We start from the raw sequence: 13,792 nt of genomic DNA on the forward strand, positions 1-13,792 counted from the left end.
TTGCGAGAAACTCCCACGTTAACTGGTGAGTTTTTACAATGGCTGCGTACTTCTTCTGAAAATGGTGGTAAAAGTCTGCTAGATTTAAGTTGAGAAAACAATGGTGAAGGGTGCGGCTAAAGAAACTCAAGAAAACGCAGTATCAAATTTGGATGCTGTAAAAATTAAATGGTTTCGCCACCATCTCTCTATATGGGGAACGCAAAACTTACGCGATTTTCCTTGGCGGCAGACTTGCGATTCTTACGCAATTCTCGTTGCAGAATATCTGCTACAAAAAACAGATGCAGTTACGGTTGTTCCTATCTACAATATATTTCTCTTGAAATATCCAACGCTTGAGCAACTAGTAAAAGCAAGCATTAATGAATTGAGCGAATTGCTTGAACCTTTGGGCCTTTTCTTCCGCGCTGAAAGATTACAAAAGTGTGCTGGCATCATCTTAGAGCAGTATGGCGGAAAAATCCCCGATTCAGAAAAGCAGTTGCTTGAATTGCCTGGAATTGGTAAATATACAGCTCGTGCTATCTGTTCTCAAGCCTTCAGTCAACCGCTAGCCGTACTCGATACTAACGTCGCTCGTATTCTCGAACGCTTCTTTGGGTTGCAAGGAGAAAGAGTAAAATCGCGCTGTAAGATTCTCTGGAATGCAGCAGAAAGAATTGCTCCTAATAAAGAAGTTGGCAAGTGGAATCTAACCTTGCTAGATTTTGGAGCGATGGTTTGCAGGGCAAAAAATCCTCTTTGTAATGATTGCCCTCTCTCAGCAAAGTGCAATTATGCCCAAACACAACGTAACTTAGAGAGTATTAATAAAACATAGCATCAAGTTGATCGGAACCCAAAATTATCAAGGCTTTTTTGGGATTTTTGTCACTCAACCCAACATTACTATTCTAAATTTATTTATCTGTAGCACTGTTTTTACTTTTTAATTTTTGTTAATTGATTCTGACTCCTAAATACTGACTTCTGAATTCTTTCTGACGATATGCTCAACTAATTGTTGAATTATTTCGGCATTTGTTTCACTTAAACTTTCTAACTCAATTCTGTTGTTTTCTTGTGGCGTACTAGAGTCGCTATTATATATACGACGAGTCAAGCCTACAGGACTATTATGATAAAATGTTGTATAGAATACACACGCTGCTACATACGATCCAATCGGACTAGGGTGGCTTTTATCGGAATTGTAAAAGTTTAATTTCAGATTCGCTTCCTGAATTTTTTGCCAAGCTATTCCCACAGGTGCAACTTTAGCTTTCAGTTCTTGAGCAATGCTCATATAAGCATCAGTCAATATCTGTTGCGTTTCTGGTTGATTTTGCTTTGCCCAAGTTAAGTAAAACACTGTTTGGGAATTCACTCGCTTAATCTCGGCATCAAACAGACTAGCGTACTTGTACATTTCCTTGGGATTAGTAATTGGTAAAGTACTTTGCTCTTGCAGTACTACGTAATCCCAGCGTTTTGCTTTCAAAAGCCTGAGTGCTTCACCACGTTTCCAGTGGTTTTGAAGTGTAGCTCCACCAACCACAACCATTTCAGTTTCCAGCGTTTTAGGTTCTTTCGCTGAAGCAGCCAACTGTTGTGTCAACCAAGGAAGATCGTTGAAATATGTATAACTATTGCCAATAAATAAAACTCTGATTGCCTGCTGTTCAGTTACTGGTAAATAATTTGCCTGAGTCTGCCTTCTTAGCATTTGAAACAAGGCAATCATCATCAAGAGGAATAAACATACATATACAATGTTGGCTTTGCTCATCATCCCTGAAATTTTTGCATTATAACTTATTCTTGGACAATATTTTTTTGGCAATAGTTCTGATTATTGATGAGTGGATGAAATTTTTTCCCAAGAGATTGCAAATTTTACCCAACCTAAAACTTCTCTTAACTGAATTGTATTAAGAAGATGCTATAGTATCAAGCCGACAGGAAAACCAGGATACAAAGTTTCTTGCATCACTTCTCTGATGCAATTCCCGCAATTAACACTACATCAAATACAAGAGTGAAGATGGTTAAAGGCTCCCACTTTCACTACTTTTCAATATATTGGCGCAACAATAGACAAGATGAGTTCACCTACAGATGAGCAAATAGCACTGATTCGGCTAACGCTCGAAGATAGGAAAATGAATTACGCCGATAGATTTAAACAGGAAAAGCTGTTGAATTTGCACAAAGCTAAGATGCTTGTTGAGCAAGCTTTTACAATGTTGAGCCAGTAAACAGCTCCGATCGCAATTTTTAGGTAATTAAACCATAGTACCCGGTAGCACAGATGTGCTGCCCTACGGGGGATTGAAACAAAATCCCTCAATACTTTAGAGTTAATAATAAACTCAACTTCAAAGCGCGATCGCAATGACTGATAAAGAACTCAAACATCTAATTGAGAGTAATGCTAAAACAGTCCAAGCTATGTTAGATGAAATGGCGGAAGCACGTCAAGAACGCCAAGAACTCCGAGAAGGAATGCTCCAAATTCAGAATGCAGTCGCACAATTAACGAATATACAAGAGAGAATAACCAATTTACTAATTTCTCTTGATGGCGATCGCCCTACAATTCTTAAAAAACTCTCAGCACTGGAAACTAAGCTTGACCAGTTATTGCAGCAAAACCCAACGGATGAGTTAGGGTAAATACTCATAATAATGCCTAGACGTGTTGAAACAACATTTATTTTCCTTAAACAGTCGATAATGTAAATAAATGTAAAAAATTCTCAGGCAGGATAAAAACATCTATGCGTGTAATTTTAATGACTGGTAAAGGCGGCGTGGGCAAAACTTCCGTTGCTGCTGCAACTGGACTCCGTTGCGCAGAACTAGGCTATCAGACGTTGGTTTTAAGTACAGATCCCGCCCACTCCCTCGCAGACAGTTTTGACATGGAACTGGGACACGCACCCCAAAAAATTCGCCCAAATCTCTGGGGTGCTGAACTGGATGCACTGCAAGAACTGGAGGGAAACTGGGGTGCTGTGAAACGTTATATTACCCAAGTTTTACAGGCAAGGGGTTTAGATGGCGTACAGGCGGAGGAATTGGCAATTTTACCAGGGATGGATGAGATTTTTGGCTTGGTAAGGATGAAACGCCATTACGATGAAGGTGAGTTTGATGTCTTAATTATCGACTCAGCCCCCACCGGCACAGCACTGCGGTTGCTGAGTTTACCTGAAGTCGGTGGCTGGTATATGCGCCGTTTTTACAAACCATTTCAAAACATCTCGGTGGCACTTCGACCTCTGGTTGAACCTTTGTTTAGACCAATTGCTGGTTTTTCGCTACCTGATAAAGAAGTAATGGATGCACCTTTTGAGTTTTATGAACAAATTGAAGCTCTGGAAAAAGTATTAACAGATAATACTCAAACCTCAGTTCGTCTTGTCACTAATCCCGAAAAAATGGTGATTAAAGAGTCTCTCCGTGCCCATGCTTATCTGAGTTTATATAACGTTGCAACAGATTTAGTCGTGGCTAATCGGATTATTCCCAATGAAGTTCAAGACCCATTTTTTCAACGTTGGAAGGAAAGTCAGGAGCAATATCGCCGAGAAATTCATGATGATTTTCACCCTCTGCCTGTGAAAGAAGTTTCCCTATTTTCTGAGGAAATGTGTGGATTAGCTTCATTAGAACGCCTGAAAGAAACTCTTTATAAAGATGAAGATCCAACTCAGGTTTATTACAAAGAAACAACTCTTAGAGTAGTGCAAGAAGAAAACCAATACAGCTTAGAACTTTACTTACCTGGTATTCCTAAAGACCAAGTTCAACTAAGTAAAACTGGAGACGAATTAAACATTACTATTGGCAACCATCGTCGTAACTTAGTTTTGCCACAAGCCTTAGCAGCACTACAACCAGGCGGAGCAAAGATGGAAAATGACTATCTAAAAATCCGCTTTGCTGACAACACAAGAGTTTAATTTTGTTGGACTTTACTCTGTCAACAAAAAGTTAAAACTAAAAAGCAAGAATTTTCTCTTGTAACTAGTACAGACGCCATCTTTTTAGCGTCTGTTTTTATGATTTTTTGGTAAATTTTAATAAAAGCCAAAAAAATATTTTTATTAATGATTTGACCGTAGTTTTACTGAAGACAAATTGATGAAATAAATTTCACAATGTCTTTAGATTTAATTATGCCAGTTTTCAAATTATTAATTTATTTTGCTATAACAATGACTTCCAATCCCCAACAAGATTTACCCTTATGTCGCGATGAAGAAAGTTTACTACGCCGCATTACAAATCGTATCCGACGCAGCTTAGAGTTAGAAGAAATTATCACAGTGACAACAACAGAAGTGCGATCGCTATTAAAAACCGATCGAGTGATGATTTACAAATTTCATCCTGATGGTAGTGGTCAAGTGATTGCTGAATCAATTAATAAAAATTGTTTGCCGTCGCTACTGGGGTTAAATTTTCCCTCCGATGACATTCCATCTTATGCCCGCGAACTATTTATCAAATCACGGGTGCGTTCTGTTGTGAATGTTGAGACTAAAGAGATTGGTCAAATTCACCTGCGTGACTTGGATAATGGAGATATTTCAGAGGAGATCCGTTACCGCCCTGTAGACCCCTGCCATATTGAATATTTGACGGCAATGGGGGTAAAATCCTCTGTAGTAGCGCCTATTCTTTATCAAGATCGACTTTGGGGACTGCTGGTGTCTCATAATTCCCAAGCGCGTTTGATTTCAGAATATGAGCTAGAAGCTATACAAGTGGTAGTCGAGCAGCTGTCAATGGCGATCGCTCAAAGTACCCTTCACACTCAAGTTCGCAAAACAGCCGAGCGAGAAGCGATCGTTAACCGCATTGCTACCTTATTACATTCACTGCCGACGATTGTCTTACAGCCAGCCCTAGAAGCGGCTGTTGCTGCCTTTAATGGTATTGGTGGCAGGCTTTGTATTAGAAATGAAGCTTTTGATTTCCACAATGGCAACGTCACCAGCTTAACAGAATGCTTAATACCAGGAAATACTTGTATAAAGCTTTATATCTGTGGAGAGCAACCTGTAATGCCAAAACAAACTATATATCCACTCATCGAACAGTATAGTATCTGGCAGGAACACTACAAGTCTACTAACTACGATGTTTGGGCAATTTCAGATATATATAACACTCCTGGCTTGCGAAGTTTGCAAATTGCTTTTCAACCAACTAAAATTCGCAGCGTGTTGATGATCCCACTCCTGTATCGTCAGCAGTTGCTGGGCTACCTAAGTATTTTCCGCAATGAAGTAGATACAGAAACTTTATGGGCGGGGCAGCATGATAGCGATCAAAGGCAACAGTATCCCCGACAATCCTTTGAGGTTTGGCGCGAATTTAAAAAAGCACAAGCTCAAAAATGGACGGTTGAAGAGATTGAACTGGCTAGAGACCTCAGTAAACACTTTGCTTCTGCAATTCAGCAGTATGAATTATACCAACAAGTACAAGTCTTCAATGAAAACTTAGAAAAACAAGTTAAAAGGCGCACCGCTGAGTTACAACGGACTGTTGAACAAGAACAGGCTGTGTTTAAAGTTATTACCGAGATTCGGGAATCTCTGGACACAAATACGATTTTTCAAACCACAACTAAAGAAGTTTGTCAATTAATCAAAGCCGATCGCGTTTCTGTTTATCGTTTCGATTCTAATTGGGGTGGTGAATTTGTCGGAGATTTTGAGGCTGCTAGTCCATACTGGTCGAATGAGTCCGAACTAGGTATTAATACAATTTGGAATGACACCTACTTACAAGACACACAGGGAGGACGTTACCGCCACAATGAAACATTTGCAGTCGATGACATCTATAAAATGGGGTTTGCTCAGTGTCATATCGACAATCTAGAGCAGTTTCAAATTCACGCTTTTGTGCTTGCGCCGATTTTTGTTGGGCAAAAACTTTGGGGTTTACTAGCAACTTATCAACACACTGGCCCTCGGCAATGGAAAACTTCTGAAGTTAACTTCCTCAGTCAGATTGCCGCCCAAATGGGCGTAGCACTCCAGCAAGCTAATTTACTCTCTCAGACACAACAACAGACATTAGATTTACAACAAGCAGCAGAACAACAACGGGTATTGTTTGAAGTTGTGGCAAAAGTTAGAGAATCTCTCGATCTAGATGCGATTTTTCAGACAACCACCCAAGAAATTTGTAAATCATTACAAGCAGATCGAGTTGCAGTCTACCGCTTCGAGGCTGATTGGAGTGGTGAATATATCGCCGAGTTTGTGGGTGATAACTGGTTAAAGCTAGTAAGTTATGATAGCAATACAGTTTGGCTGGATAGCTATTTACAGGAAACCCAAGGTGGGCGATATCGTCACAATGAAACCTTTGTAGTCGATGACATCTATGAAGTTGGCCACTCTCAATGCCATGTTACGGCTTTAGAGCAAATTCAAGCAAGAGCTTATGCGATCGCACCTATATTTATCGGGCAACAGCTATGGGGCTTATTAGCAGCTTACCAGAATTCTGCACCCCGCCATTGGGAAGCCTCAGAAATTAAATTTATTACTCAAATTGCCAATCAGCTTGGGGTTGCACTCCAACAAGCCCAATTGCATAATCAAACCAAAGAGCAGACGCAAAAGCTAGCTCAAGCTTTGCATGATTTACAGCAAACTCAAACCCAACTGATCCAAACTGAGAAAATGTCTTCATTAGGTCAATTGGTAGCTGGTGTGGCTCACGAAATTAATAACCCCGTGAACTTCATTTATGGCAACATCAATCATGTCAACGATTACACCCAAGATTTACTTAGTATCCTAGACCTTTATTTGCAAAATACTCCCAACCCTAGTCCTGAAATTAGCGATCGCGCCTTAGAGATCGACTTAGAATTTATCATAGAAGATTTGCCCAAAACTCTATCTTCGATGAAAATTGGGGTCGATCGCATCCGGCAGATTGTCTTGGGTTTACGGAATTTCTCTCGCCTTGACGAGGCAGAAAAAAAACCAGTTGATATTCATGAGGGCATTGATAGCACCTTGCTAATTTTGCAACATCGCTTGAAAGCAAAACCAGAAAGTCCGGCGATTAAATTAGTCAAAGAATACAGCAACCTTCCTTTAGTAGAGTGCTATGCCGGGCCGCTAAATCAAGTATTCATGAATGTTTTAAGCAATGCGATCGATGCTTTAGAAGATTACACAGAATCTCAATCAAAACCTCATAGCAGTCAAATTACTATCCGTACTGCTTTTGGAGAACTTGAAGGCAATATCAAGAGTGTAGTAGTTCGGATTGCAGACAATGGGCCAGGAATACCCGAAGCTCTCAGAGCAAGAATCTGCGATCCCTTTTTCACAACTAAGCCAGTGGGAAAAGGCACTGGTTTGGGATTATCAATTAGTTATCAGATTGTTGTAGATAAACACGGTGGTGTTTTTAAATGTGATTCTCAACCGGGGTTAGGTACAGAATTTTGGATTGAAATTCCAATTAAACAAATCAATTAATCATAGAAACAAAAAATCAACTTGCATAGTGCAGATTATTCCTGGTTTGGAAATAGAAGAATGCAAAGTTATGTAATAATTTTGATTTTCTGCAAAAAATTTGAGTTTTGGGGTGAAAGCATAGTAGCTTGATTGACAAGTGATAGATAGCTAGTAACCTGATTTATACTTGACTAGGGTTTAACGCTTAGGAGCATACATAATTATGAATTCGATAAATCCCTCTGAAAACGTCATTAGTTGTTTGCAGACTATCTTAGATGCCACCTCTACGGGAAATTACGATCTTTTTCTTACAGTAGGTGATTCAGACTACAGAGCTGATATTACCAAAGAAAATTTTGACCAAGTTAGTTCCCCACTAATTGCACGTATGTCTGAGGGCTATACAACTACTTACTTCGGTCATCTCAAACAAGGAGAAACTCAGACCTATTTGTGGAAGCTGAGTTTTGCTGATGATGGACATGAATTTATAGTACGTGTGGGGATGAAGGGGGACAAAGTTAATCTGATATGGATTACTTAATATATATGCATATCTGCTGTGAAAACAAAAATACGCTGTAGGGTAGCAAAGATGTGCTACCTTACAATTTTTTTAACTTCTAAGTTGCACAGGCATAGCTAAATAGGTCATTTTCAAAGCACCCAATGGTGTAAAAATCACTGGAGTTAGGCTTTGATTTAAATGCATTTGAATTTCGGAAGATGGTAACTCTTTCAAGCCTTCCATCAAATATTTAATGTTAAAGGCAATCTCGATATTTTCACCAGAAATTTGTGCCGGCATTGACTCTCTACCACTGCCTACATCTTGAGCCTCACAAGATAAAGTAATTTCTTGAGCTGCGCTATCAATACTGAGTTTAACAATATTATTTTTCTGATCGGCTAACACAGCAATCCGCTCCAAAGTGCTGATAAATTGTCGCCGTTCGATTGTTACTTGTCGCTCAAATTGGCGCGGAATTAATTGTCGATAAGTAGGATATTGCCCTTCTAAGGTGCGACTAGTCAAGCGTTGATTTTGCCATGCAAATACAACTTGACCTCGATCGAAATATAAAGCTACAGGTTCATCTGATGAGGCGCTATGAGCTAACATTCGTTGAAGTTCGCGTAATGCTCTAGCTGGTACTGTCACTTCTACTTCACTAGTTCCGCCTAAAGGACGCTCGTTGCTAGTTTCTACGACTGCGAGGCGATGTCCGTCTGTAGCTGCAAATTCTAGGGTGTCTTGTTTAACTGTTAAATGCACTCCCGTGAGTACTTGCTTGGTTTCATCAGCACTGGTAGCAAACAATGATCCGCGTAATCCTTCAATTAATGCGGTGGTGGTGAGATGAATTACTTCTGTATTTTCAATTACAGGGAGTTCGGGAAATTCTTCCGGCCCCATTGCTCGGACTTGGTAATGTCCACTCTTAGGTGTGAGTGTGACAATTAAACCTTCTCCACCAGATGTTGCACCTGTCAAGGCTGATTCATCGTCTAAAGTGATTTCGCCTTCTGGAAGACGAGAGGTGATGTCTACAAGTAACTTAGCAGGAAGTGCGATCGCCCCACTTTCCCATACCTCTGCGTTAAAGCTGGTGCGGATTCCCAAGCTGAGATCGAAGGCTGTTAAGCTTACTTGGTTAGTTTGGGCATCCGCTTGTAACAGCACATTGGCAAGTACTGGATGAGTTGGTCGTGAAGGTACTGCACGACTAACAAGTGAGAGGTTTGTACTGAGATCGCTTTGGGAGCAAACTAATTTCATAAGTCAGATACAGCTTGTGAAAGATATCCTAACATCCTTATGTTTATAGGCGATCGCTATTTGTTTGATTAGCGCTTAGGCGTAGTCCGCCACAAGTATCGCTTCTACGCTTCAAACTGTAATAATTGAAACACTTGCAACAAATATTCTTCCATGTATAAGAAACCCTTAAGTATTTCCAAAAAATATATAAGCATTTGCTGCAAAGGCTTAATACTTTGCAACACACATTCTTCCATGTATAAGAAACCCTTAAGTATTTCCAAAAAATATATAAGCATTTGCTGCAAAGGCTTAATACTTTGCAACACACATTCTTCCATGTATAAGAAACCCTTAAATCATTGCAGCATTTGTTGTAATGAACTTATGAATTTATTTACTACCTAAAATGTCAAAATAATCTAAGTTAAATTAACTGAACTTTGGGAGATGGGATGCCTACTATGGTCTATGTCTACGCAACTTATTTGTAGTATTTCCCCATGACATAAAATATATTTTTGTATAAAACAGTACTATAAATCTAGTAGCAGAGATGGATTATGGCACGTCGCAAAAGAAATTCCAGCGTTTTAGAACGAGCCGATCGCCGAATTGAAAGTTTACAATCTATCAGCGTAGAACTTGACTTTGAGGAAGGACTAACTATACAAGCTTATAATACGACAATTAACGATCTCCGGTCTAAGCTTGCTGCCTACAATACTGCTTTATCTACCATTGACAAACTCACTGATGACGTGAATAACGCAGAACAGGCTGTAATAACCATGTCAGAAAAAATGTTACTAGGAGTTGCCAGCCGTTACGGTAAAATCAGCCAAGAATACGAGATGGCGGGTGGTGCTAGACGAGGTAATACCAAGAAGAAGCGAGGCGTACTAGGCAATTCCAAAGTCACCAATTCTTTAGCAGCCGATTCTATTCAGCCTTCTTCTGCAAATGGATCTATGAATGGGGCTTCGGGTGCAAATATAAGTTAGCTAAAATCCAATAGGAAAACAATACCTACCAAACGGGAGATTCACAACATCGTCACTCTCCCGTTCAAGGAGTTACCTCTTGGCTGAATATATTTGAGTAACTTCAAGGCGAACGAATCGAAAATCAAGGTTTTTAACTCAGCAAAAGTGGGTTTTGCCTATGTAGCTACAAATTCTATTCGCTTGGTGTAATATCCGTAGCTCAAAAAATATTACAATTCATCAGAAATACTTTTAACACCACTAAGATGCTTCATAATGGCAACCACATCTAATGTTCAGGTGACTATTTCCCTGTCGGAACTGGGTTTAGACGAAGAGGAGTTGCAAGCAGAGGCACAGAATTTGCTCCCACAGCTTAGAGAAGTTGATGGAGTAGAAGAAGTAGGTTTAGTGGCTGCAACAGAAGCCCCAGAGCATTCAAAAGTTGGTGGCGATTTTTTATGGCATTTGTTAAACGCACAAGTAAATCCAGCCAATTTTAAGGCTTTATTTGGGTTTTTGAGCGATCGCTTTGGCAATAAACCAATTAAACTAGCACTCAAAGCACCTGATGGCAGAGAACTTAACTTAGAAGCCAGCAGTCGCAAAGAGTTTGAATTTGCTATGCAGCAAGCTCAGGATTTTCTGAACAATACAAAAAAGACACAAGATAGTAAAGATGGCGAAGGTAGCACTGCTAATCGGGATTAGTGAGTATGAGCCGGGGTTAAACTCGCTACCTGCTGCTGTTAAAGATGTCGAGGCGATACAGCGAGTGTTAGTAAATCCAGAAATGGGTGGCTTTACTGAAGCAGATATCACAGTACTGAAAAATCCTCAAAGGCAGGAAATAGAAGATGCTATTTACCACCTTTTCAGTAGCCGCCAGAAAGATGATTTGCTGCTATTTTACTTTTCTGGGCATGGAATTAAAGATGATAGAGGCAAACTTTACTTATCAACTCGTGCGACCAAAACACAAAATGGCAAGCTGGTAACACCTTCAGCAGTTGCAGCTAGTGTTTTGCACGACGATATTAACGATAGCCGATCGCAGAGACAAGTTGTAATTCTAGACTGTTGCTTTAGTGGCGCGATCGCTCAAGGCATGAGTGTCAAAGATGCTGGTATCATCAATGTGCAAGAGCAACTAGGTGGTAAAGGCAGGGCAATTTTAACTTCTTCCACTTCTACCCAATATTCCTTTGAGCAAGAAGGCTCAGAACTCTCCATTTACACCCGCTATTTAGTAGAAGGTATTGAAACAGGCGCAGCCGATAAAGATACTGATGGCTGGATTTCTATTGATGAACTGCATGATTATGCCAGTATAAAAGTGCAAGAAGCTGCGCCTGCAATGACCCCCAAGTTCTACCCAGTTGAAGAAGGTCATAAGATTCTGTTGGCAAAGTCGCCTAAAGATGACCCAAAGCTGAAGTATCGCAGGGAAGTAGAAAATCGCATCAATCGCGGCAAGTTTACCATACCCGCCCGTCGGATGCTAAATTCGCTACGCCTTGAATTAAAACTTACCTCAGAGGTTGCCGATGCCATCGAAGCCGAAGTTAAACAACCTTATCAGGAGTATCAGCACAAATTAGAAGAATATGAAGCAACGCTAGTTGAGGCAATTGCAGCTGAAACAACTCTAAGTGAAACTACATTTAATGACTTGAGAGATTATCAGCAATATTTAGGGCTGAGAGATGAAGATATAGCTTCAATAGAAAAACGAATTATTGGTCAGCAAAAACCGACTGTAGCCATAGAATCAAAGCCGTTTGAGTTTGAGGTAGTGACGGTAAATACTAAGGGAGAACTAATCAATCGTAGTCAGCAACGAGCCGAGTTTTTCTCAGAAAATTTGGGTAATGGTCTAGTTCTGGAAATGGTTGCAATTCCTGGTGGAAAATTCTTGATGGGTTCCCCAGAGAATGAACCAGAACGATCCTATTCTGAAAGTCCACAGCACACCGTCACCGTTCAACCCTTTTTCATGGGTAAATTTCCAGTTACACAAAGCCAATGGGTTATTGTAGCTGGGCTGAAAAAGGTAAATATTGATTTAAAACCCTATCCCTCGCGCTTCATAAGCCCAAATCGACCTGTTGAACAAGTCTCTTGGGATCATGCAATTGAGTTTTGTGCCAGATTGTCTAACAAGACCGGGAAAACCTATCGCTTGCCTAGTGAGGCAGAATGGGAATATGCTTGTCGTGCGGGGACGACTACCCCATTTTATTTTGGTGAGACGATTACAACTGATTTAGTGAATTATAACGGAAACAACATTTATAATTCTGGGACAAATGGTGAATTTCGTCAGCAGACAACAGATGTTGGACAATTTCCACCAAACCCCTTTGGTTTATTTGATATGCATGGCAATATATGGGAATGGTGTCAGGATGCTTGGCACGAAAATTATAACGGAGCGCCAACAGACGGCAGCCTTTGGGAGGGTGAGAATAATAATCGCAGCCTGCGTGGTGGTTCGTGGGGCGACAGCCCTGTGGGTTGCCGCTCGGCGTTTCGGGGCAATATTGCGCGTGAGAGTATGCTCGGCGGCTTGGGTTTTCGGGTTGTGGTTGCTGCTTCGCTCACGACTTAGTAGCCCTTTACACTTTTGCCCTTTTGTACTGTTCGCTTTTTTATTTTCCCTTGTTTTCTTCTTTCTCTCGCGCTCTGTGCGATCAATGGTCAGAGTCAGTCCATATTACTGCATTGTTGCATAATTGGAATTTAGACTTGTCCAGCCGTCAATACTTGGACTGCGGTCATATCCAGCGTTGGAAAAGTCTCTGACTTAATAATGTCTGTTCCCTGAAATACAGTTTCTTCATACAGTCCATCTACCAGAGTCAGCAGGGTAATTCGAGCTTTCTGAGCATCAATAATCCAGTATTCAGGGATACCTCGTGCGGCATACTCAGAACGCTTATAGCGGTAGTCTCTATCCTCATTTACCTTTCCAGGAGAGACGACCTCAACCACTAATGTTGGAGAAGGCATATCAGGAGTGATTGTCGCTCGTCCGCCTGCGATCGCTTCTAGTAACTCTTGTGTCAATATCATTAAATCAGGTAGCCGTACACGAGTGCGGTTGCCTATAACCACGAGTTCTGTATCTTTATGCCGAATCAGTTGAATCGGGACAAACTTGAGAAACTGTGACAGTAGATAGAGAGAAATCAAGTTATTCCTATCGCTTTCCGGTGGCATTTCAACTAACTCTCCATCCACAAGTTCATAGCGAACATCTGTGCCATCATCATAGACAAGATACTCGTCCAGAGTGAGTTTTTTAATTGCTGTGGTCATAAACTTTTTACTTAATCATCACTCTAAACATAGATTTTACCTTTTTCTGATGGGCTACGTTCCACATTTTGGTGATGGTGTTTTGCCAATAGGACTACTATTTGATTTTTCAAAAGATACGTAGGGTGTGAGCGCAAAGAGTACGGCACCAAAGCCTTAAGAATGGTGCGTTACGGCTTACGCCTAACACACCCTACAAATACTGTTTCTGTTTGATATTAGGCAAGACT

At 40.6% G+C, this 13,792-nt stretch carries 12 protein-coding genes; 9 read left to right on the forward strand and 3 right to left on the reverse strand.

Annotated elements, in window-relative coordinates:
* Positions 1–100: 100 nt before the first annotated feature.
* Complete coding sequence (locus RMZ95_RS05495) at positions 101–823, forward strand: A/G-specific adenine glycosylase (RefSeq protein WP_322685766.1); 723 nt, start codon at positions 101–103, stop codon at positions 821–823.
* Between the two features lie 135 nt (positions 824–958).
* Here the strand turns inward: RMZ95_RS05495 and RMZ95_RS05500 are convergent, their stop codons facing one another.
* Complete coding sequence (locus tag RMZ95_RS05500) at positions 959–1,774, reverse strand: SGNH/GDSL hydrolase family protein (protein WP_322685767.1); 816 nt, start codon at positions 1,772–1,774, stop codon at positions 959–961.
* A gap of 310 nt (positions 1,775–2,084) precedes the next feature.
* On the opposite strand from RMZ95_RS05500, the gene RMZ95_RS05505 reads away from it, so the two are divergent.
* The 5 genes from RMZ95_RS05505 (at position 2,085) to RMZ95_RS05525 (ending at position 8,037) form a co-directional block, all read left to right on the forward strand.
* Positions 2,085–2,240: a hypothetical protein gene (locus RMZ95_RS05505; protein ID WP_322685768.1), complete on the forward strand. Its 156-nt coding sequence runs from the start codon at positions 2,085–2,087 to the stop codon at positions 2,238–2,240.
* Between the two features lie 136 nt (positions 2,241–2,376).
* Complete coding sequence (locus RMZ95_RS05510; RefSeq protein ID WP_322685769.1) at positions 2,377–2,658, forward strand: hypothetical protein; 282 nt, start codon at positions 2,377–2,379, stop codon at positions 2,656–2,658.
* A 104-nt stretch (positions 2,659–2,762) separates the two neighbouring features.
* A complete protein-coding gene (locus tag RMZ95_RS05515) occupies positions 2,763–3,950 on the forward strand; it encodes a TRC40/GET3/ArsA family transport-energizing ATPase (RefSeq protein ID WP_322685770.1) in 1,188 nt (395 codons plus the stop codon).
* Between the two features lie 255 nt (positions 3,951–4,205).
* Positions 4,206–7,508, forward strand: a complete 3,303-nt coding sequence (locus tag RMZ95_RS05520) for a GAF domain-containing protein (protein ID WP_322685771.1) — start codon at positions 4,206–4,208, stop codon at positions 7,506–7,508.
* Positions 7,509–7,713: 205 nt separating this feature from the next.
* Positions 7,714–8,037: a hypothetical protein gene (locus tag RMZ95_RS05525; RefSeq protein ID WP_322672680.1), complete on the forward strand. Its 324-nt coding sequence runs from the start codon at positions 7,714–7,716 to the stop codon at positions 8,035–8,037.
* A 72-nt stretch (positions 8,038–8,109) separates the two neighbouring features.
* Here the strand turns inward: RMZ95_RS05525 and dnaN are convergent, their stop codons facing one another.
* Positions 8,110–9,273, reverse strand: a complete 1,164-nt coding sequence (dnaN, locus tag RMZ95_RS05530) for a DNA polymerase III subunit beta (RefSeq protein WP_322672679.1) — start codon at positions 9,271–9,273, stop codon at positions 8,110–8,112.
* A gap of 545 nt (positions 9,274–9,818) precedes the next feature.
* Between dnaN and RMZ95_RS05535 the strand changes: the two genes are divergently transcribed.
* The 3 genes from RMZ95_RS05535 (at position 9,819) to RMZ95_RS05545 (ending at position 12,852) form a co-directional block, all read left to right on the forward strand.
* The gene (locus RMZ95_RS05535; protein WP_322685772.1) at positions 9,819–10,259 is read left to right on the forward strand and encodes a hypothetical protein; all 441 of its coding nucleotides are present in this window, start codon (positions 9,819–9,821) and stop codon (positions 10,257–10,259) included.
* 258 nt (positions 10,260–10,517) lie between these two features.
* Positions 10,518–10,952, forward strand: a complete 435-nt coding sequence (locus RMZ95_RS05540; protein ID WP_322685773.1) for a sugar ABC transporter permease — start codon at positions 10,518–10,520, stop codon at positions 10,950–10,952.
* Complete coding sequence (locus RMZ95_RS05545; protein ID WP_322685774.1) at positions 10,921–12,852, forward strand: caspase, EACC1-associated type; 1,932 nt, start codon at positions 10,921–10,923, stop codon at positions 12,850–12,852. The genes RMZ95_RS05540 and RMZ95_RS05545 overlap by 32 nt, the downstream gene beginning before the upstream one ends.
* A 131-nt stretch (positions 12,853–12,983) precedes the next feature.
* Here the strand turns inward: RMZ95_RS05545 and RMZ95_RS05550 are convergent, their stop codons facing one another.
* Positions 12,984–13,562: a Uma2 family endonuclease gene (locus tag RMZ95_RS05550; RefSeq protein WP_322685775.1), complete on the reverse strand. Its 579-nt coding sequence runs from the start codon at positions 13,560–13,562 to the stop codon at positions 12,984–12,986.
* Positions 13,563–13,792 lie beyond the last annotated feature (230 nt).

The sequence above is a fragment of the Nostoc sp. DedQUE07 genome (genome assembly GCF_034530975.2).
Classification (GTDB): domain Bacteria; phylum Cyanobacteriota; class Cyanobacteriia; order Cyanobacteriales; family Nostocaceae; genus Nostoc.